The sequence below is a fragment of the Vogesella aquatica genome (assembly GCF_028548455.1).
Classification (GTDB): Bacteria; Pseudomonadota; Gammaproteobacteria; order Burkholderiales; family Chromobacteriaceae; genus Vogesella; species Vogesella aquatica.
Map to the genome: position 1 here is coordinate 1 of NZ_JAQQLF010000014.1, position 20,941 is coordinate 20,941.

The 20,941-nt window shown below is 51.9% G+C and carries 17 protein-coding genes; all 17 read right to left on the reverse strand.

The window, feature by feature from the left end; genetic code table 11:
• Positions 1 to 95: 95 nt before the first annotated feature.
• Positions 96 to 713 (reverse strand): sugar transferase, encoded by a 618-nt coding sequence (locus PQU95_RS11800; RefSeq protein WP_272752205.1) that lies wholly within the window; start codon positions 711 to 713, stop codon positions 96 to 98.
• Between the two features lie 170 nt (positions 714 to 883).
• The gene (locus tag PQU95_RS11805; RefSeq protein ID WP_272752206.1) at positions 884 to 2,053 is read right to left on the reverse strand and encodes a DegT/DnrJ/EryC1/StrS family aminotransferase; all 1,170 of its coding nucleotides are present in this window, start codon (positions 2,051 to 2,053) and stop codon (positions 884 to 886) included.
• A complete protein-coding gene (locus PQU95_RS11810; protein WP_272752207.1) occupies positions 2,050 to 3,276 on the reverse strand; it encodes a glycosyltransferase family 4 protein in 1,227 nt (408 codons plus the stop codon). Before PQU95_RS11810 ends, PQU95_RS11805 begins: the two co-directional genes overlap by 4 nt.
• A gap of 4 nt (positions 3,277 to 3,280) precedes the next feature.
• Entirely contained in the window at positions 3,281 to 4,369 is a 1,089-nt protein-coding gene (gene wecB, locus PQU95_RS11815) for a non-hydrolyzing UDP-N-acetylglucosamine 2-epimerase (protein WP_272752208.1), read from the reverse strand.
• The gene (locus tag PQU95_RS11820) at positions 4,366 to 5,466 is read right to left on the reverse strand and encodes a glycosyltransferase (protein WP_272752209.1); all 1,101 of its coding nucleotides are present in this window, start codon (positions 5,464 to 5,466) and stop codon (positions 4,366 to 4,368) included. Before PQU95_RS11820 ends, wecB begins: the two co-directional genes overlap by 4 nt.
• Positions 5,466 to 6,479, reverse strand: coding sequence for a glycosyltransferase family protein (locus PQU95_RS11825; RefSeq protein ID WP_272752210.1), 1,014 nt, complete (start codon positions 6,477 to 6,479; stop codon positions 5,466 to 5,468). Before PQU95_RS11825 ends, PQU95_RS11820 begins: the two co-directional genes overlap by 1 nt.
• Positions 6,467 to 7,795 (reverse strand): hypothetical protein, encoded by a 1,329-nt coding sequence (locus PQU95_RS11830; protein ID WP_272752211.1) that lies wholly within the window; start codon positions 7,793 to 7,795, stop codon positions 6,467 to 6,469. Before PQU95_RS11830 ends, PQU95_RS11825 begins: the two co-directional genes overlap by 13 nt.
• Entirely contained in the window at positions 7,796 to 9,073 is a 1,278-nt protein-coding gene (locus PQU95_RS11835) for an oligosaccharide flippase family protein (RefSeq protein ID WP_272752212.1), read from the reverse strand. It lies immediately after the preceding gene.
• An 824-nt stretch (positions 9,074 to 9,897) separates the two neighbouring features.
• The gene (locus tag PQU95_RS11840) at positions 9,898 to 10,956 is read right to left on the reverse strand and encodes a Gfo/Idh/MocA family protein (protein WP_272752213.1); all 1,059 of its coding nucleotides are present in this window, start codon (positions 10,954 to 10,956) and stop codon (positions 9,898 to 9,900) included.
• A 2-nt stretch (positions 10,957 to 10,958) separates the two neighbouring features.
• Positions 10,959 to 12,263, reverse strand: a complete 1,305-nt coding sequence (locus PQU95_RS11845; RefSeq protein WP_272752214.1) for a nucleotide sugar dehydrogenase — start codon at positions 12,261 to 12,263, stop codon at positions 10,959 to 10,961.
• A 17-nt stretch (positions 12,264 to 12,280) separates the two neighbouring features.
• Positions 12,281 to 13,471 carry a GumC family protein gene (locus PQU95_RS11850; protein WP_272752215.1) on the reverse strand — a complete coding sequence of 397 codons (1,191 nt, stop codon included), beginning with the start codon at positions 13,469 to 13,471 and terminating at the stop codon, positions 12,281 to 12,283.
• A 19-nt stretch (positions 13,472 to 13,490) separates the two neighbouring features.
• The gene (locus PQU95_RS11855) at positions 13,491 to 15,767 is read right to left on the reverse strand and encodes an SLBB domain-containing protein (RefSeq protein ID WP_272752216.1); all 2,277 of its coding nucleotides are present in this window, start codon (positions 15,765 to 15,767) and stop codon (positions 13,491 to 13,493) included.
• Positions 15,768 to 15,868: 101 nt separating this feature from the next.
• Complete coding sequence (locus tag PQU95_RS11860) at positions 15,869 to 18,664, reverse strand: YjbH domain-containing protein (RefSeq protein ID WP_272752217.1); 2,796 nt, start codon at positions 18,662 to 18,664, stop codon at positions 15,869 to 15,871.
• Complete coding sequence (locus PQU95_RS11865) at positions 18,606 to 18,971, reverse strand: hypothetical protein (protein WP_272752218.1); 366 nt, start codon at positions 18,969 to 18,971, stop codon at positions 18,606 to 18,608. The genes PQU95_RS11860 and PQU95_RS11865 overlap by 59 nt, the downstream gene beginning before the upstream one ends.
• 263 nt (positions 18,972 to 19,234) lie before the next feature.
• Positions 19,235 to 19,492, reverse strand: a complete 258-nt coding sequence (locus tag PQU95_RS11870) for an acyl-CoA-binding protein (RefSeq protein ID WP_017508078.1) — start codon at positions 19,490 to 19,492, stop codon at positions 19,235 to 19,237.
• 107 nt (positions 19,493 to 19,599) lie between these two features.
• Positions 19,600 to 20,160, reverse strand: a complete 561-nt coding sequence (locus PQU95_RS11875; protein ID WP_272752219.1) for a hypothetical protein — start codon at positions 20,158 to 20,160, stop codon at positions 19,600 to 19,602.
• 3 nt (positions 20,161 to 20,163) lie between these two features.
• A complete protein-coding gene (locus PQU95_RS11880) occupies positions 20,164 to 20,922 on the reverse strand; it encodes a DsbC family protein (RefSeq protein WP_272752220.1) in 759 nt (252 codons plus the stop codon).
• Positions 20,923 to 20,941 lie beyond the last annotated feature (19 nt).

Consider the following 20,941-nt stretch of genomic DNA (forward strand, 5'->3'; position numbering starts at 1 on the left):
GCTCGGGAAAGTCGGTAGTGACCTCGAACTGCACGGCACCGCAGTGGCAGCTACCCCGATAGGTTTGTTCCGGTCGGCTCATGCTTGTTGTCCTGTTATCGGGTCACGATCTTCAGCAAAGTAGCGACGATGATCTGCACGTCGCCAACCAGTGTGTGGCTTTGCGCGTAGCGCACGTAGTAGCCCAGTTTTTCCGGCAGCACCTGCTCGATGTAGGCGCGCTCCGGGTCGGCGGCTTTGCCCAGGATCTCGTTCTCGTCGATCATGCGGATCGACGCCCAGTCGGTAATGCCGGGGCGTACCGACAGCACGATGTCCTTCACGCTATCCGGGTAGTGCGCCACGTATTTGGGTACCTCGGGGCGCGGGCCCACCAGGCTCATGTCGCCGTACAACACGTCCAGCAACTGCGGCAGCTCGTCCAGCTTGGTCTTGCGCAGCAGGTGGCCGGCACGCGTCACACGCTGGTCGGCGCCCACCGTCAGCTGGCCGGCGGCTTCGGCGCCAATCTTCATGGTACGGAACTTGTGGATGCGGAACAGCTGGCCGCCACGCCCTACCCGCACCTGGCGGAAGAACACCGGGCCGGGCGAGTCCAGCTTGACCCACAGCGCGATAGCCAACAGCAGCGGCCAGATCAGCCACAGCCCGGCCAGCACCGCCACCAGGTCGAACAGGCGCTTGGCCAGCGCCGAGCCGGGGCGGGCGGCCAAGGTTGGCCGCAGCGTGTCTGGTGGCCCAAAGCTGCTGCGCGACGCGTCTGCTGCGTTGGCCGGTGCTCGCTCCCTCGCTGTACCGTTTGTACTATCTCGGTCGCTGCGCGCCGTCCGCCTTGCATCCGGGCCGCTCGCGGCGCTTTGGCTGTCTTGTTGCGGATCGCGCATCACTGGCCCAGCAGCTGACGCACGGCGGCGATAACGCGGGTCTGGTCGTCGTCGCTCATGCGGGTGTACAGCGGCAGCGTTACTTCGGCTTCAAACGCCGCGTCGGCCACCGGGAACTGCTCGCGCGTCAGGCCGTAGCTATCGCGCCATACCGGCTGGCGGTGCAGCGGAATGAAATGCACCGAGCAGCCAATGCCCAGCTCGGCCATTTTCACGATGAAATCATCGCGGCTGATGCCGGCCTGCGGCTGCAGGCGCACCGGGTACAGATGCCAGGCGTGGTTGCTGCCGGCGTCGGCCGGGTGCGCCGGCAGGGTCAGCGGCAGGCCGGCCAGCTCGGCGTCGTAACGCGCCGCCATCGCCTCGCGCTTTTGCAGGAAGGCGTCGATCTTCTTCAGCTGGTGGATGCCCATCGCCGCGGCGGTATCCGGCATATTGTACTTGTAGCCCGGGGCCACCACTTCGTAGTACCAGGCCGGGGTCTTGGAGGTGTAGCGGTCGAAAGCGTCGCGGCTGATGCCGTGCAGGCGCATCACCTTGCAGCGGGCGATGATGTCGGCGTGGCGCGACACCACCATGCCGCCCTCACCGGTGGTCATGGTCTTGTTGGCGTAAAAGCTGAACACCGTCACGTCGGAATCCAGCGCCCCCACCAGCGTGCCCTTGTAGTAAGTGGGCATGGCGTGGGCGGCGTCTTCTACCACCTTCAGCCCGTGCTCGCGCGCAATGGCGATGATGGCGTCCATATCGCAGGCCAGGCCGGCAAAATGCACCGGAATGATAGCGCGGGTTTTATCGGTAATGGCGGCGCGGATGGCGTCCGGGCGGATGTTGAAGGTGGCCGGATCCACGTCCACACACACCGGGTGCGCGCCCAGGTAGCGCACCACCTCGGCGGTGGCGGTAAAGGTATAGCTGGGCACGATCACCTCGTCGCCCTCTTTCACCCCCACCGCTTCCAGCGCCAGGTGCAGGCCGGCGGTGGCGGAGTTCACCGCGATGGCTTCCACGCCACCGCCGATGTAGGCGGCAAAATCCGCCTCGAACTGGCGGGTTTTCGGGCCGGTGGTTACCCAGCCGGAACGCAGCGCGTCGACCACTTCATTGATCTCGTCCTCGCCGATATCCGGCAGGGCGAAGGGGAGGAATTTGGATGTTGTCAGGTTCATTTGAGTATCGAAAGAAAACTGGAAGCCAATTGCTCATATGCATGATGCTGCAGAACGTAGTTACGCCCGCGCTTGCCCATGGCAACACGCTCATCACCGGGCACCGCCAACAAATCGCTAACCGCTTGGTACAAAAGCGCCGGGTTTTCTGGCGAGATAGTCATGCCACATGCTGCTTCAGCTACAGGGTCGTTGCCGGCATTTATAGCCATGATGACAGGCCGACCAGCCATCATATAGTCCATAAGCTTGTTAGGCGCGATACCGAAGCGGAAAAGCGGCTGACTCTGCAAGCCGATATAGGCCACATCAAAGTATTGCAAAACACATGGAATAAGCCCCTTGGGTACCGGGCTCAAAAAATGAATATTATGCAACGACATTTGTTTGGCCCGGGCCATTAACGCGTCCTTATCCGGACCCGAGCCCACCAAAACGTACGCAATGCTATCGTCTGTAGTCAGCGCTGCTGCATCAAGAACCGTATCGAGCGCATTAGCCACACCATGTGTACCGGCATAACCCACAATCCGTTTGCCAGCAGCCTTGAGAGACTGCAGCCGGACGACGGTTTCGTGATCTGCAGAAACAGGTGCATCCAGCCAATCTTCCGGGCAGATGCCATTGGGTACGATGTGCAGCTTGCCTCGTACCATTCCTCGGGAAACCATGTAATCCTTCACATTAGGCAACATGGAAACCACATGATCAGCGTGCTTGTAGGCGTAATCTTCCGCACACTGCAATAACCGGATAAACGGATGCTTGGGTGACATCCCCCCCAACTCGATGGGCGATAGCGGCCAGAGATCGTGCACTTCGAAAACCAGCTTTGCTCCGTACTTTCGTGCTATGTGCCTGGCTGGCCAAATATCCAGCGGATAGGTGCTAGAAGCAATAACAACATCAGGCTTAAAAGAGCCAAGCAGCGCTGAAGCATGCCTGAAAAGCTGCCCCAGAAAACTAAACATATTGATGACTCGGCCAACACCGTTACCGTTATATTTTGTTGTTCTCAGCCACGCATACGTAATGCCATCAATATCCTCAATTGACACGGACTTGTCGCTGACAGGCCGCACGGTTCTCACATGAGACTCCGTTGCCGCCACAATCATCACCTTATGCCCTAACTTCTGCCACTCTCTAGCCATGTAATAAGGGCGAAACTCCATACCATGACGGATAGAGCCAGCGTAGTGATTTATCAGCAAAATATTCACTTCGTTAACCCTTTATGTATTCCAACATCTTTTTGACGATCTTTATGGACGCAGTGCCATCACCATAGGGGGCAATCGCCGCACCTTGATTACCAACCGAGCCCAGAATGGCTTCTGCTAACTGCCTGGCATCTACAGGGGAAACCAGTTTGTTCCAACCAGATGCCACAAGCTCTACCCACTCGGTTTCATCACGCATGGTGACACACGGCACCGAGAAGAAGAACGCTTCCTTCTGCACGCCCCCCGAATCGGTAGCGATGACAGCCGCAGACATTTCTAGCATGACCATATCCAGGTAGCCGACCGGGTCGATCAATGTCACCTTGTTGGCAATCAGCTCATCCAGACCATGTTGCACAATGACATGGCGGGTACGAGGATGGATAGGCAGTACTACCGGGATAGATTCCGCCACAACCGCCAGTGCCTGCAGAATGACCGTCAGGCGCTGCAGGTCGTTGGTATTTTCTGCACGGTGGATGGTAGACAGAACAAAACCGCCCTTGGTCAAGCCAAGCTCGGACAAGATGCGCGATCTGGACAGCGCCTTGTCAGAAAAGAACTTGCTGGCGTCGTACATGACATCCCCTACCTGATGGCAAGCTTCAGCCGGAATCCCCTCGTTTGCCAGGTGGCTGATTGCAATATCGGTAGGCGCAAACAACAGAGAACTAGCGTGATCGGTCAACACACGGTTGATCTCTTCCGGCATTCTGCGATTAAACGAACGGAGCCCAGCTTCGACATGCGCTACCGGAATATGCAGCTTTGCCGCAGCCAGCGCACCGGCCAACGTGGAATTGGTATCGCCATAAACCAGCAGAAAATCCGGCTGTTCCGCAAGAAGAATTTTTTCAATCCCAGCCAGCTGGGCACCCGTCATTTCGCCATGCCCCCCACCACCAATGCCCAAGTTGGCATATGGTTTGGGAATGCCGAGCTCCTCAAAAAAAATGTTCGACATGTTTTCATCGTAATGCTGCCCGGTGTGGATGATCAGCTCTTCTACACCCAGCTGCAGGAATGCAGCACTGACACTAGCTGCTTTGATGAACTGCGGACGTGCACCAATGACGGTTACAACTTTCATAATTCAATTGCTTTCTTATATGTGTTCAACATTTTCTGGGTACAGACCTGCCAGGAATAATTCTTGACGACAAAATCCCGCCCGTTCTTACCCATCGTCTCACGCAGGCCACGGTCATGATACAAACGTTGCATGGCGGCACAGATTGCCTCGATGTCACCCACCGGGGTAATAAAACCGGTTTGCCCGTGCACCACAACTTCGGGCAAGCCCCCGGCATCCGAAACAATCACCGGCAAACCACAACTGGAAGCCTCGATAACAGCAACACCGAAGCTCTCTTGCCGACTTAAAGCACAGTACACATCCAAAGTTGAAAGTTTCTCAGGCACACATTCATGCGGCACAGCACCAAAAAATTTAACTGAATCTGACAGGCCTAAACTCACGACTAAACTCTCCAAACTGACTCGCTCCGGCCCATCCCCCACTAGGTGCAACTCAACATTACTAAAGGTGCGATCTAGAAACTCCCGCGTCAAAAACAAAGCAAAAGCCGATATAAGAATATCAATTCCATACTTATCATGCAACGACTTTACTGTACCAAAAACAAAAATCGTCTTATCATCACCATCTATTACAGATCGAAACTTATCTACATCCACACCAAACGGAGTTATTTCAATACACTTCAACGATTTATCCAAACCCTTTATAACTCTCGCCATATCAAAGCTTGTTGAGGCAATTACACTTGCTGACTTTAAATTAAAAGTCAACCAAGTTTTATGCAGTATAGACTTGGTAGGAAATTCATATACATCAGATCCCCACGCATTAATCACAACAGGGACATCACAGACGAACCTTGCCGCAGCAGAATACCCTGTTGCATAATGAAAATTCACAACATCAGGCTTTATATTTTTTATTAAACCAAGTAAAAATGGGATATTTAAAATATACCCCACCCCACCCAAGAAAGGCAGCCTGTGAAAATAGCAACGATCAACAGTACTCAATTCATACAAATCATCATGCTGAGAAATTAGATGAATTTCGAAACCCAGCCTAGCAATATTCACAATCCACTGTCTAATATGAATTGAACTTGCAGAACCAACCATTAAAATTTTTTTAATGTGCGTCGTCATTAATCTATGATATCCAAAAACTTTTTATAAAAGAAATTTCTATGATATTTATATGCATTTTCTCTAATAGAATTTGAAACCCTGAAAAAACTCGAATCATCCGAGAAATCACTCAAAAGGTAATCTGAAAACATATGATGCACATTTGACTCAGTGTCAAAAGAGTCAAAAACTGGCAAGCCACAGCCTATGTAGTCAAATATTTTTGTACCAAACTCAGTCTTTTGATCCCTAACTGCACAAACACCAACAGAGGCATTCTTCAGAATATTGATAGCTTGATCGTAGGGCATCCTATTATATATTTTCAGAAAAGAAGCCATCCCATATCTTTCAAGTAGCTGAACAGTTAAGCTTGAACATCCAATGAGCCATATTTCAAGTCCTTTAGAAGCATGCTGCTCCATCACTTTCTTAAGCTTCTCAGTTGTCACTTCTGCATGACTACCATATTCAGCATATTTTCCAAAAATAGCAAAGATTAAATGTTTTTTGTTTAAAATCGACCCAGCAACCGAATTAATGCTGTGCCCATTCATGATAATTTCTATTTTGTTTGATGTTTTAAAAATAAAAGAGTAGTAATCCTTCAAGCCCGGAGTAACAACGACATAATGATCACATAATAAATATGCAACTCTCTCCATCATTAATGCCAAGCGCAATCTAAAAAGACGCCGAAGACCTTGATCACTTATGTTGCAAGACCAGCCATCTCTAACATCAATAATGACAGAAACACTCCGTACTTTAAAAAAAATAGACAATAAGACAAAATACCAATAAGGCCCTATCGAAATAACCACTGTATCAGGTTTAAATCTTAGCGAAAATATCAACAATCTTACAAACCATAAAACTCTCGCAAAAAGACCGCCTACACCTTCAGCATTATGAAAAAAAATAGATTGATACCCATGAATTCTCAAGAAATCTGAAAGTGACTTCGGTCTGATTGCACCTACGTACTTATTTTCATCCCCATAATAGCCTATAACCATTATTTTCTGCATACAGCTCTCCATGCAAACATGCGCAAAAATAACCAATACGGGAGCAAAATTGAAAGCATACCAACTGGATATAAAAACCCATAAAACCCACTAGCCAGAAGCGGTTTCGAGAAAAGAAAAATTACTAATGGCATCAAAATGACTCTAGCCCTTCCTTTGAATGGCAAATTGGCAAGACCATAATATACACCACATACAAATGGACTAATAAGAACACCCCAAATACCAAAAAGCCCCCAAGCATCACCAACAGCAAATGATGACATCGCACCAGAAATTGCTGCATTTTCTGGATCTAGAAAATCAATCAAAATCCCATATGTCGACTGAAATTTATCTCCGGCAACACTGGCAAAAAAACCAGAAATACCAGAGATACCTCTAAAATCTATATAATCAGGAAATACATACAAAGCCAAAACATAGCCTGCTGCCTGAGTAGTGAACCGATGACTCAATATTTGAATTAAATATCCAACACCATCCTTCTCGACTGCATTAAGATAGAAGAAATAAAACATACCAACCAAGAAGAATAACAAAACAGAAACATATGACAAAACACGCCCAAAAGAGACATTCGAATCGAAGCACAAATGAACCGCCAGGATAGAAAATCCAAAATAAACAACAGATGCCTTCTCAATAAACCAAGCTGTTGCAATAAGACTTGCAAAGAATGCAATAGTAAGGTTGATTATGAAAAACTTCGATCTGAATCCTAGGCGCCTTATCATTAATAAAAGAGGAAACAATAGCGGAATATAATTTTTCAGAAGTTCTTTTACTAAGACACCGAAAAAACCTGAGGCCTGCGTAGTCTCTGCCCTTGAAGTTGCAAGCTCTAACGATGTACTATTCATCGAAAAGAAATTCTTTATTGCAACATCTTGACCAAAAACAATATGAAATATTAAAAATACAAATGATAGCCATGAAAGCACAACAATAAAATCATAAATTTTACTCAAATCAAAACGACTGTCATCAATATTTAATTTAACAAGAAAAAAATGGCAAAAAAACTTGCTAGCATAATAAAAAAATACGACGAAATAAAAAAATGCCAATAAGGAAAAACCCACTACTTTCTCAACTGGGTAAGGACTAAAATATGAATTAGAGACATCGGAAAAATTAAAAAGCAGCAAACTAAAACCAATTAAAAATATTAAATTAAAATAAATAACAAAGGAGATCAGGTCCAGCTTAATACCACCCCTGAAGTAGTCCGCATAAAAAAAATAAAATGCAGGCATTGCAAAGGAAAATAATGAGGCCCATGAGAAATACAATAAAAAATCTTGCACCGTCATTTACCTAAAACTCCTAAAAACACCACTAAGCACAGCAGAGTATATAATCTGAAAGAAATAAAATAGAGAGTATATGAACACATAAATTCGCACAAAATCATTCATACTCTCTGAGAAATAAAATCCTGCCAGCAAAAGGACAAAAGTCAACGCATTTGAAAAAAAATTTACTTTTTGTTTCTGCATAACCACTATAACAAAACTAAGTGGATATGATGAAAATCTGAAGAACATCATCATGGCCATAACAGAGGCCAAAGCGCCTGCCTTTGCCCACTGAGCGCCAAAAACTACAATAAATGCCATCTCACCCCATAGCATCAGTATTGCGGCAGGGGCAATTGCCAACATTATTGTCAACCTGAGCATTTTCAAAAAGTCTAATGAAAAATCTAAACCTTCCCGCCTCTTCTTGGACACATTGCTCCGAAATACATCTGCCAGAGATGAAGACACAAAAAGAACTGGTGCACTAATTACCCGTTGCACAAGAAAAAAAAGCCCTGACGCTTCGATACCATATTTATATCCTATCATCGGAATCACTAGCACAGAACTTCCGGTGTTTAATAACGCGGCAGCCAGATCATATTTCAAGAATCCGCTATATTTTCTGAGCAAACCTAACGATCTAACTGTTAGAAATTTCACGCTAAAAAAAACAAAAAACTTCTTGTTTAAATTAAAGTAAGTCGCACCCATCCAAAATATAAACACTACAAAAAACGCTTGCCCAAGCAAATAACCCCAGTAGAGCCCTCTATCCATTCCAAAATAAAAGAACCCAATCTGAAAAGCCACCACAGAAACATTCTGAATAATGCGTGAAATTGCGAGTGATTTAAAGTCACCCACTCTATTTGCAAAAGCACTCAGACTTTGAATGGCACCGACAAACCCAACACCGAGAACTACAAAACATATCTCTGCTAGATTTTTATAAGGTATGATCTTAAAGAAACCACTACTGGACAGAAAGAATAAAACAACTCCAGAAAATATGGAAACGATGGTAGATATGGCAAGTGTTGCAATCAAAATTAATCTTGCATCTCGCTCACTTTTGGGCAGTGCTATTGCCAATTCATAGCGAAGACATGCCGCAATACCGAAAAAAGAGATAATTGAGAGTGCTGCTCCATATGCTCCAAAATCTCCAGGGCTGTATACTCGGGAAATCCATGGCATAAAAAGCAGTGGCACAATTTGTGACACTACAGTACTTAGCATCAGCAAAATAACTGGATTTTTAAGCTTGGCAAAAAAGGTAGTCATCATAAATTAAAGTTAGAAATCATATTATGGTTATTCTAAAATCGAAATTTCCCAACATTAAAATATCGCGCATGACAAACCTCTCATTTTTATTTTCTAACTTAGATCTAATTCTTCAACACCAGCTTGGGAGCAATTTAAATTGAAGATATTTTTGATAGAAATTTGCAATACTTTCTATCAAAAATATACTTCGCCTGACAACTCATACAGGCCTATCCGGCAAGCGTTCGCCACACTGTCATATCCAGCCAATGCGCTGGCCGGCGTCACAATCATCAGGGCATAGGCCAGTACATCACGGGTTACAACCGCACCAATAAAGGCAAACTCGCAATGGTATGGCCACATACCTCTGTTGCATTGGCACCGATGGTCGCGCCTCGCTTTACCAGCGTCCTGAGATCCTCATTTTCTACTTACATGACTGCGAGGTTATTAACATTGGTAAACACCATACACGGGCCACAAAACACATTATCGTCCAGCGTTACCCCGTCATAGATGGAAATGTTATCCTGCACCCTGGCGTTGTCGCTATTAACCAGGTCATTCCCCACAAAACATTCTGGCCAAATGAACAGCGCCCATCAATGCATGCCTGGCCGCAATTGTGTACCCAGTGCCAAATGCGGGCATCGGAACCAATAACAGCGCCATTGTCTGCAATGAGGGTGAACACTGCAGCTCATGAATAACCTTAAAACGGCTGCAGCCCCAGCCTGTTGCTAATCAACCGCACGGGCTGCTGCCCAATGTCGAAGCAGCAAAGCAGCGAACAAAACAGCCAACCTCTATGGACTGGCTGTCCGGCTCAATCATGCCAATCAGATTTCCAGCGGCAGATTCACGCGCTGGCCGTCACGGGCGGAGCGGTAGATGCCCACCAGCAGCTCCAGCGACTTCAGCCCTTCGCGGCCGTCGGTTTCCGGCTCGGCTTCGCCGCGCATCACGCGGATCACATTGTCGTAGTACAGCGGGTGGCCAAAGCCGTACACACTGGTGGTGCTGTAACTGGCGTTCTTGATCTCGTCGTCCATGGCGTGCGGCTGGGCAAAATCCCAGTGCTGGATTTCATTCACCGCCAGGCCGCCGACGCGCACGCTGCCCTTCTCGCCCAGGATGGTGATACTGCCTTCCAGGTTCTTGGGGTAGGTCAGCATGGTCACGTTCATGCTGCCCATGGCGCCGCCGCGCCACTTCAGGCTCACCACCCCGGTATCTTCCGCTTCGATGTCACGCGCCAGCGTGCCGGTGTAGGCCTGCAGGCTTTCTACCGGGCCGACGATCCATTCCAGCAGGTCTACGTAGTGGCTGGCCTGGTTCATGAAGGCACCACCGTCGTATTCCCAGGTACCACGCCAGTCGGCCTGGTCGTAGTAGTCTTGCGGGCGGGTCCAGAACACGTTGACGTTGACCATGTAGATGCGGCCGAAGCGTTTTTCCTGCACCGCGCGCTTGAGCAGCTGCAGCGTGGCATTGCGGCGGTTCTGCTTCACCACAAACAGGCGTTTGCCGGCCTGGTCGGCGGCTTTCACCATCGCCACACCGTCTTGCCAGCGCGTGGCCATCGGTTTTTCGGTCATTACATGGAAACCGGCGGCAAAGCTGTCGATGGCTTGCTGCGGGTGCAGGCCGGACGGGGTGGTGAGGATCACCACATCGGCCTGGCTGCTGGCCAGCAGGCTGGCCAGCGTAGCGTGGCCTACCGCGCCGGTACGCGCCACGGCGGCAGCCAGCGCGGCCGGGTCGGTATCGCAAACGTCCACCAGCTCGCAGCGGTCGGCGTGTTGTTCGATGGCGCCGAAATGGTTGGCCGCAATACGGCCGCAGCCTACCAGGGCAAAGCGCAGCTTGCGGTCGGTAATAATGTCGTAATTCAGCATGATCAAGCTTTCACCAGATTGTCAGCAACCATACGGTATTTGCCACGGCTGTCTACCAGCAGCTGGGCGTGTTGCTTCAGCAGTTCGTAATCAAACTTGTCATGATCTGTCGCCAGCAAAATGCAGTCGTAGCTGGCAACGTTGTCGGCGCTAAGCTCGACGCTGGCAAGGTCAAACTGGTGTTCACGCATTTTCGGGAAGACCGGCACGTGCGGGTCGCTGTAGCTGATTTCCGCCCCCAGCTCGCGCAGTTTTTCCATCAGGAATACCGACGGGCTCTCGCGCATATCGTCTACGTTCTTCTTGTAGGCGATGCCCAGTACCAGGATCTTGCTGCCGTTGATGGCTTTCTTGCGTTCGTTCAGTGCCGAGGCAATCTTGCTGATCACATAGTCAGGCATGGATGAGTTGACTTCGCCCGCCAGCTCGATAAACCGGGTGTGTACGCCATACTCGCGGGCTTTCCAGGTCAGATAGAACGGGTCGATAGGAATGCAGTGGCCACCCAGGCCCGGGCCGGGGTAGTAGGGTACAAAGCCAAACGGCTTAGTGGCAGCGGCACGGATCACTTCGTGAATATCGATGCCCATCTTGTCGGCAACAATCTTCATCTCGTTCACCAAGCCGATGTTTACCGCACGGTGGATGTTTTCCAGCAGCTTGGTCATCTCGGCAGCGCGGGTGCTCGATACCGGCACCACTTTATCGATAACTGCGCCGTACAGGGCTACGCCGATTTCCTGGCAGGCTTCGGTAACGCCACCACATACTTTGGGGATGGTGCGGGTGGTGAAGTCCGGGTTGCCCGGGTCTTCGCGCTCTGGCGAGAACACCAGGAAAACATTTTCGCCGACCTTGAAACCGCGGGACTCGATGCGGGGCAGCAGCTCTTCGTCGGTGGTGCCCGGGTAGGTGGTGGATTCCAGCGATACCAGATGGCCTTCGCGCAGGTGCGGTACCAGGCTATCGATGGTATTGATCACATAAGACAGGTCCGGCTCGCGGTATTTGTTCAGCGGCGTCGGTACGCACAGGATCAGCGCGTCTGCCTCTGGCGCGCGGCTGAAGTCGGTGGTGGCTTCAAAACCAGCCGCACGGGCGCTGGCGATACTGTCCGCGCTGATGTGTTCGATATAGCTTTTGCCGGCGTGCAGGGCATCGACTTTGCTCTGGTCGATATCAAAGCCCAGTACTTTGTAGCCCACTTCGTTAAAGCGGAGCATCAGCGGCAGGCCGACATAGCCCAGGCCGACGATGCCGATGACGGCAGATTTGTCTGCTATCTTATTGAGAAATTTTTCTTTCATAACAATCTGTTGATCATTCATTTCTTAAAAGCCAATTTTAAGTTAAATAGAAATCTTCTGCCGAGTGAACCATCTTTCCTCAACTGAATCTTTATGATAGAAAACACCACCCCCCAGAGTAGGCCTAACATGGCACCCGCTATAACAATTAGCGCCTTTCTAGGCTTTGTTTTAGCCTCGGGAATAACTGCCACATCAAGCACCTGAACTAACGAGCTATCCTTTGCTTCTTCATATCTTGCAATTTCATACTGCTTAGAAACAAGCTCAAAAAGTGTTTCTTGATACTTCACTTCACGCATTGCACGCAAATATGACAAGCCCATCTCCGGAACTTTCTTAGTAGACACAGTTATATCACCGTTACTTTGACTACCCTGCTCCATCTGAGTTAGCTGCCTCTGAAGCTCAACTTGTTCCTGCTTAAGCCGTAGCACTTCAGGATGTGAGGGTGTAGTAAAACTACTCATAGATGCTAGCTGAACTTGTCGTGTTGCAATTTGCGCTTTCAGCATTGCTATAGCCTCGATCATGACCCTCACTTGGCCTTCAGGCTGCAGCAACCCCGTTGACTCCTGCGTTTTCTTTAACGAAGTCTCTGCGATAGATAAATCGTCTCGAATTTGCTTAAGCTGCTTCTCATAAAAGACACGGCGACGGGAGGCATCTGTCACCGCTAGAGACTGATTCATAGACCTGAGCTCAGAGACATAGCCATTAGCCAGCTTAGTCGCCATAACTGGATCAAAATCATCAACACTTACCGTAATCAAACCATCTTTTCCGGCATTGATAGATGTTGCAGCCTCCAACTTAATTCTAGCCGTGGTAATGTCATCTACTTCATATTTGCTCTTAAGAGCAAACCGCTTGATCAAACTATCTGCTACAGTCCTACTTTTAAGAATTCCAACGTATATGTCGGAACTCCCTTTCATACCCACACCACCCACACCGGCCAGCGCACCTAAAGAACCAAGAGCTGCAGCGAAACTATTATTTTGCTGCTGAGGCGGTAGAATAACAGTAGTTGAAGTGAAAACTGGCTTCATCATTAAACTGATACCTAAAGCCGCAGCAGTCACAACTACTGCTGTAGTCAATACAAGTTTTCTTTCACGTACCACTTCGAAAAATAACTCGAATGACATTCCATCGTGGCCTACATTTAAACGCCCAAAATCGGCATCGGAATTTTCAGTATTCATAAGTGGAATTGGGGGTATGTTAATCTTTAAGAACTTTTAGGCCTGCAGCACCCAACCCAAACTGGTACAGGATACTGGTCCATTCTTTCAGACTCTGGGTAACGGTAAGACCGCGCTCCAGCTGCTCCGGCACCACCACAGCATCACCTGGCGCAGGCTGATAGCCGCCTATAGTGCTAAACCAGCCGGTGCTATTGGTACCATAAGCCGTTCCGTTTGCACGCAATACATACACGCCGCTTTGGTCAGCCAAGCGAGTATAGCCACCGGCACTATCCAGGTAGTCGCCTACGTTTTTATTGCGGCCATACAGGTAGGCCGACGGGCTGTTAACCGCGCCAAATATGGTGACGGTGGCGGGCTGGCGCGGTATGTACAGGTTGTCGCCATCTTCCAGCTCGATATCCGGCACGTCCTTCAGTGCCAATTTATAACTGTCAAATTCAAATGCCACGCGGCCGAGGGCTTTTACATTGCGCATGTCTTTTATGCGCTGGCGGTTGCGCTGCAGCTCTGCCTGGGTGGCCGATACGTTTTCTTTCAGGGAGACATCGGCCAGCTTGGCTGCGGCGACGGCTTCTACTTCGCGCTCATAGCGGTCTACGGCGTCGCTCAGCATGCTCTGCTGTTCGTCACGTATGCTGGGCCGGGTAAATACCGCACCGTACAAATAAGCGTTGCGCGACAGACCGCCTGCGCGTGCCAGCAGCTGGCGCAGGGTTTCACCTGGCTGCACGCTGTACACGCCGGGTACGCCCAGCTCGCCTTCTACACGCACATAGCGCGTGCGCTTTTCAGCCGGCACCCGTACATCGTTTTTGGAGAAGATGGAAATAGCGTCGCCAGACTGCAGTTTCAGGTTATTGGCGGCGTCGCCGGCTATGGCTTTACCCAGGTTGAAGGTAATCAGCTCGGTGCCAAAATCATCCGGGCGGATGCGCTCTATCACGGCGTATTCCCAGTTGATTTCGGTACTTTCGTCGCGTTTTAACTCGTAACGCAGGTTGCTACTACCCAGTGTGCGCATGTCTACGGCACTGTTGATGCGGTTCCAGTATGCCGGGGTCAGCAACATTTCCCGGCTGGGGATCAGGTCTTTTACTGCCATGCCGGGCTTCCAGCGTATGCGCTGGGCCAGACCGATGCTGCCGCGGATAGACACCATGTTTTCGTAGCGGGTCGACATGGGGTAGATCTGTACGATATCGCCGTCAGACAGGTTTAACCCTGCTGCACGCTTCAGGTCTATCTGGTCTACGCTGCGGTTTTCACGGTTGATAATACGCTCCAGCGATGCCTGCAGGCTGCTGGCGGTGGTGGTAAGGCCGCCTGCCCATTTCATCAGGTCTGCCAGTGTTTCGTTGCGGTTTAGCTCATAGATGGCGGGTACTTTTACCGGGCCGGCTATGGCTACGCGCTCGCCTACTGCGGGTATATGGATAACATCGCCAGCTTGCAGGCGCAGGTCAGTGCGTTTGTCACCGTTTAGCAGCAGGGCATAAAGATCAAAGGTTCCTACTACTTTGCCATCGCGTTTTAGCTCTACCCGGCGCAGGCTACCCTGCTGGCTGGGGCCGCCAGAAGCAAACAGGGCGTTCAGCAGGGTGCTTACCGAGCTTACGTTATAGCGCCCTGGCTTTTTGGCAAAGCCGGTTACAAATACGGCCAGCTGGTTCAGCCTGCCCATGGTGACCGATAGCTGGTAATTGCGGAAATTGCGGCCAACCTCGGCATTGATACGGCCTTCCAGCTCGCTGAATGCTATGCCGCTAACATTGAACTTGCCAACCTGCGGTATAAACACATCGCCATTGTTATCTACCCGCAGCCGTTGCTGCATGTTTACCTGGCCCCAGACTGTCAGCTCGAACTCGTCACCGGGCTGCAGGCGGTAGTCACCCGCTACCGGTACATTTTCTATCGGGCTGAAAGTAGAAGGTGCTCTGCTAAACAAGCTGCTGCCAAACACCGGCAGGCGGGTGCCCAGTGCATCACACACCAGCGCTTGAAAATCGTTCTCGAAGTTACCGGCCTGACAGCTAAGTACTTTAGCATTGCTATCCACACTGCTATCTACGCTGGCATCTGGCGCAGCACTGCCGGCAGCCGCTGGCGCGCCTGCCTGTGCATTATCGGCTAGCGCAGGTGCCGGTATGGTTATTGACGTAGCTACCGGCGCAGTGCCAGCCATGGTGGCGGCTGGTGCCGCCATACCGGCGGCCGATTGTGCATAGGCGGTGTTCACAAAGCCGGCAGCAGCCAGCAACACGGCCAAACGCGTAAAGTGACTATTCATAGTGGTAGAGTTCCCTGCGCACAGGCTAGTATGCAAATCTGGTAGCCAGGCATGATACTTTTGTATGAAGGTTATTAACAGATACCATTGAATTAATTAATTCAATAATCCATGCTCATTGCCATTGTTACCGACTTCCCCCCCTCGGCTATCACCGGCAGCACATTCAGCTTGCGCTGGGTTTTCCATAGCCAGTAGCCCGTGCCGTAGCCCAGCAGGCTGCCAGCCGCCACATCACTGGCCCAGTGTTTTCGCCCAGCTACACGGCCCGCCGCAGCCAGGCCAGCCACGCCATACAGCCATGGTGCGCGATATTCCTGCGCAAACGGGGTTACGGCAGCAAACATGGCTGCCGCGTGGTTGGAAGGAAAGCTGGCATCGCCACTTTTGCTCTTGGCCCAGCTATCGCCCTTGGCTTCTTTCGGTCTGGCGCGGTTTACCGCATTTTTCAGCAACACGCTGCCAGCGGTAGCCGCCACGGTAGACTGCAGGCTGATGATGGCGGTATTGACCAGCACCGGGTCGTTGGCCAGCGCCATGGTGGCACCTGCGGCGCCTAGCGCCAACACCGGCCCTGCACTGCCTGCTTTGTCCCAGGCTTTGAACATACTGCTGTTGCTGTGGCGTGCCAGCGCTTTGTCCAGCGCTTTATCACGGCTGGCTACACCTGCCAGTATCAAACCACCCGCCCCTACCGCCAGCGCGGTATCGCTTAGCGCCGGGGTGCTGGCCAGGCTGGCGGCAAAACGGCTACGCACACCATTGGCGCTAGGCCACCAGGCCGGGTCTGGCAGGCGGTTGTAGCTGGGGTCATCGTCTTGCTCGCCCAGGTTACCCATGCCATCACCCAGCGCCAGCTCGCGGTTGGGCTCTTCCAGAATGCGCACCAGGTCATGCGGCACATCGGTACGCTGGCCTACGTCGCGTGTCCATGGTGACAGCGACATTTTCACGGCAGCCAGCGTGTCGGATGGCAACATGGTACCCAGCGGTACGGCCATGAAAATGCCTTTGTCTTTATATGGATTGGCTACCGAACCTGGGTTGGTGGTGTCTTTTCCATCGGTATAGGTATACCAGGCCCCCACCTCGATACCACTCTTGAAGCGACGCTTTACTTCTACCCTTACACCGCTGTCCTTGGCCAGAAAACGGCCTGCCCTGCCGGTAACTGTTACACCCAGAGGCAGACGGTAGTGCAACGATGCCAGCCCGGTAACGGTTTTGTAATCGCGCCGGCCAAACCAGCCCTGGTAGTCCCGCTGCTGCACCGCTTCGCCGGAAAGCTCGGCCATCCAGCGCGCGCCTGCCGGATAATACACCAGCTGCCCTGCTACACCGCCAAACATATTTTCCAGCAAGCCGGCAGATAATTTGCCATAAATGCGCTCGGCTGGCTGATACAAGCCGGTCCATGTCAACTGGTTTAGCTTGGGATTATTGCCACGCTTGTATTCGGCAATATCCGTGCGAACATGCGCCAAGCGGCTATTACTGGCTTGTTTGACTTTGCTTATATCTTCCACCAACTTCTGGCTAAGTCCGGCATCGATATACTGCCCGGCAGCCGGGCGATACTGGGCACTGCCATAGGCGTTGACTTCGTAGCGCAGCGCACCGGATGGGTCATTGAAATACATCCCCACCCTGGGTGACAGGCTATAGCGGTTCAGCTGCCTATCTTGCCCTTTAAGCTGGAGACTATGGCCATCCTCATCAGTCACTAGCCTCGCATCCAGACCTTCATCCAGCGCAGCAGAGACTATGTCAAATGACTCAGTTGTGTCTTCTGGCCGGGCATAGCGCACAAAAGCCACATCCTGCAGCTGCTGGCGGCTAGCCTTGCCAGCCAGGTAGTCCTGCAGGCGCGGCAAATCGAAAAACTCGTAGTCGGCTACCGCCAGGTCATTACGGTTAACCCTTACCTTGATCACCCGGGTTTCCAGCGGGGCAAAGTACAGCGCCGTGCGCAGTGCCCGGCCTACGCTACGGCCGATATTGCTTATGCGTGTATTGGTAAAGGAAAGATTAAGCACGCCATTATCGTACGCCATGCTCACCGCACGAAAATCTTGCTGATGCAGCGCCTGCAGAAAATCCTGCCGGTAGGCTGCTGTGTCGCGCCACTGCGTGGCCGTTGGCCGGGTACGTACGCTACTGCTATAGGGGGCCGGCTCCAGAAATTTGGGAATGTATTCCTTTTCGTTAAAAGGAATCTGCACATAGGTATTGATACTCGCGGTATCGCGGGTTTTGCTGACTTGGGCCCCTAGCCAACCCCAACGATACTGAAGCCCGAGAGAAGGCCCCGGGTGACGCTTACCCGCAAAAGTCTCATTGGCGCGAAATTGCTTTTTGTAATCATACGCGTCGTATTCAGCCAATACGGTCCATGCTCTTGAGCTGGTTGGCAGCAGCCATTTCACGCCACCAAACGCGCCATCAATTTTTTTCTGACCATAGCCCAAAGTGATATCTACCGGACCAACTGTTTTGCTGCCAACCACATAATGGCCATCAAACAAGCCAGTACCAAACAAGTCGGTTTTACCCAGTGCAACTGCAGGCAAATACTCCCCCTCGTTTAGCAGTGCCAGCTTCAAATCGATAACTTTATCTTTGTAGCTGCCATAATCAATTCTTGTCTGGCCACTGAATGCCGCCGTACCACGAATCCCCACAAATCTCCCGTTCAACTGCATAAATGGCAGCACATTGCTATTCAGCCAAACCGTGCTATACGGTCGATCAAAGCTGTAACCCATGCCGAAAGTACCATCCACCTCCATACGGGCATCGGGCATGGCTATCAGGCCGGTCTGGCCATTGAGTGATGGACTAGCCAGTGCGGCAAATGGCAGACAACACAGCGATAAGGCAATTGGTGTAGGGCGCATGATGGTTCCGGTTTACCGAGCAAAAAAAAGCTGCCCTGGCACACCAGGACAGCTTTTGACAAGCATGAAACTTAGTGATGGGTAGTGGTAGCGTTGCTACCGGCAGTAGCGGCGAGGCCACCAGCCACAGCAGCACCAATAGCTGCCAGGGTGCCAAGAGAAGCACCGGCAATGCCCGCAGCAGCACCAACAGCGGCCGCACCTGCACCTGCGGCACCAGCTGCGGCACCAGCTGCGGCACCAGCAGCAGAAGCACCAGCAGCAGAAGCACCAGCACCAGCAGCACCAGCACCAGCACCAGCAGCACCAGCAGTAGAAGCACCAGCACCAGTACCTGCAGCACCAGTACCTGCAGCACCAGTACCTGCACTAGCACCAGTACCGGCACCTGCACTCTGGGCAAAAGTTGGCATCGCAGCCATTGCCAGGATCATGGCAGCAATAAGGTTTTTCTTCATAAGACACTCCGGAAAAAAAATGCAAAGGATTGGAAACCAACCCTTTGCATTATAGGCGTGAACCACTGACGAAGTCAGCCGTCATTCAAACAACTTTTGCCTAAAAGCACCATCAGGCCATCAGCTGTTTGACAACGTCAACATAGCCCTGCATGGCCTGCTCGGCATTCTGGCCTTGCAATTTGCCCCATGCGTCGTACTTGGCACGATTGATGAAGTCCATCATTCCCGGGCGTTCGCCCTGTACGTCGCCCTCGGTAGCCTGCTTGAACAGTGCATACAGTTGCAGCAATGTCTGGTTGTCCGGGCGCTCGGCCAGGCTGGTGACATCTTTCTGGGCTTGCTCGAACAGGGCTTTCAGATCGGACATATCGGTTTCCTTCTCTATTCTGGGTGGTGCGCCTGGCGCCCACCGGTTTGTGTGTTGTTAGCCGCCATGGATTCTGGCTGTTGCAAATTTACCATGAAACGATCGTTTCACAAGTCTTCCGGCTCAAGCGCTATGCGCTTCATGCTGTTTACCGCCACGCCATTCTTCTCGGCCGGGGCAAACTGCGCTGCCAGGAAACGCTGCCTTACCTGCGCCGCAAACTGCTCGTCCAGCCCATCTGGCAATACTATGCGCTGCACCACACCCTGATAGTCAATATAAACGTCCAGTACCGTCTCTGGCGGCAACTCATCTTCCAGCTCTGGCAGCACAATCGGCTGCAGCGGCTCGGCCAGCTTATCCAGCTCGCTGGCGGTGTAATAGCGGGCCAGCGCCAAGGGGCGGGACGACACTGCATCACTGGCAAGCACAGGGTTGGCCGCAGCAGGGGACATGGGCGCGGAAACAGGCTCGGCGACAGCCGGCGGGGCGGACTGTACCGCACCCGGCACAGCGGGCGCCGTTTGCAGCCGCACGCTCAGCCCCAGCTGCCCCTGCCGGGCGGGCGGCAGGCTATCCAGCAGCAAATACCCCGCCAGATGTAACGCCACGGCCAGCAAGGCGCTGGCCAATAGCCGCTCCCCCCGGCTACGCGGCAAAATTTGCATGGCTTATTTTGCCGCCAGGTTTTCCTCGATGGCCGCCAGCGGAATGGCGCCAGGTACCAGCGTGCCGTTCGGGAAGATCAGTGCCGGGGTGCCGGTAATGCCCAGCTTTTCGCCCAAGGCGGCGATCTCTGCCAGCGGGGTGGCGCAGTTGTCTTTACCAGCCAGCTTGGCACCGCTACGCATGAATGCTGTCCAGCTTTGCGCCGGGTCTTTACTGCACCAGATCTGGCGCGATTTGCGCTCGGCATCCGGGTGTAGCTGTGCCAGCGGGTACAGGAAGGTATAAATAGTGACGTTATCCAGCTTGGTCAGCGACTCACGCTCCAGCTGTTTGCAGTACGGGCAATCCGGGTCGGAGAACACCACCAGCTTGCGCTCGCCTTTGCCGCGCACTTCCTTGATGGCCTTGTCCAGCGGCAGCGCTTTCCAGTCCACCACCACTTTATTCAGCTCATCCAGACGGGCCTCGGTCACGCTGCGGCGGGTTTTGGTGTCGATCAGGTCGCCGGTAATCAGGTGGTCTACCTTGCCATCCACGTACACCACGGTGAACTCTTCGCGCCCGCCACGCTTCATTTTCACGACCACCTCGTACAGGCCGCTTACCGGTGCTGGCTGTACGGTGCTGACTTCATGCTGCGGAAACTTGGTCTTGAAGGCCGCTTTGACCGTATCGGCACTTTCTTCGGCGGCAGAGGCGCTGCAGGCCATCAGGGGCAACATCAGGGTGGCCAGGGCAAGCTGGCGCAAACGGAATGACATGGTAGTCCTTTAAAAACGG

Excerpts from the sequence above, each read along its gene's own strand:
- PQU95_RS11875 (WP_272752219.1), bottom strand. The coding sequence starts at position 20,160 with ATGCAAATTTTGCCGCGTAGCCGGGGGGAGCGGCTATTGGCCAGCGCC.
- PQU95_RS11830 (WP_272752211.1), bottom strand. The coding sequence starts at position 7,795 with ATGACGGTGCAAGATTTTTTATTGTATTTCTCATGGGCCTCATTATTT.
- PQU95_RS11855 (WP_272752216.1), bottom strand. The coding sequence starts at position 15,767 with ATGAATAGTCACTTTACGCGTTTGGCCGTGTTGCTGGCTGCTGCCGGC.
- PQU95_RS11850 (WP_272752215.1), bottom strand. The coding sequence starts at position 13,471 with ATGAATACTGAAAATTCCGATGCCGATTTTGGGCGTTTAAATGTAGGC.
- PQU95_RS11820 (WP_272752209.1), bottom strand. The coding sequence starts at position 5,466 with ATGACGACGCACATTAAAAAAATTTTAATGGTTGGTTCTGCAAGTTCA.
- PQU95_RS11860 (WP_272752217.1), bottom strand. The coding sequence starts at position 18,664 with ATGCGCCCTACACCAATTGCCTTATCGCTGTGTTGTCTGCCATTTGCC.
- wecB (WP_272752208.1), bottom strand. The coding sequence starts at position 4,369 with ATGAAAGTTGTAACCGTCATTGGTGCACGTCCGCAGTTCATCAAAGCA.
- PQU95_RS11845 (WP_272752214.1), bottom strand. The coding sequence starts at position 12,263 with ATGAAAGAAAAATTTCTCAATAAGATAGCAGACAAATCTGCCGTCATC.
- PQU95_RS11835 (WP_272752212.1), bottom strand. The coding sequence starts at position 9,073 with ATGATGACTACCTTTTTTGCCAAGCTTAAAAATCCAGTTATTTTGCTG.
- PQU95_RS11825 (WP_272752210.1), bottom strand. The coding sequence starts at position 6,479 with ATGCAGAAAATAATGGTTATAGGCTATTATGGGGATGAAAATAAGTAC.
- PQU95_RS11880 (WP_272752220.1), bottom strand. The coding sequence starts at position 20,922 with ATGTCATTCCGTTTGCGCCAGCTTGCCCTGGCCACCCTGATGTTGCCC.
- PQU95_RS11805 (WP_272752206.1), bottom strand. The coding sequence starts at position 2,053 with ATGAACCTGACAACATCCAAATTCCTCCCCTTCGCCCTGCCGGATATC.
- PQU95_RS11840 (WP_272752213.1), bottom strand. The coding sequence starts at position 10,956 with ATGCTGAATTACGACATTATTACCGACCGCAAGCTGCGCTTTGCCCTG.
- PQU95_RS11870 (WP_017508078.1), bottom strand. The coding sequence starts at position 19,492 with ATGTCCGATCTGAAAGCCCTGTTCGAGCAAGCCCAGAAAGATGTCACC.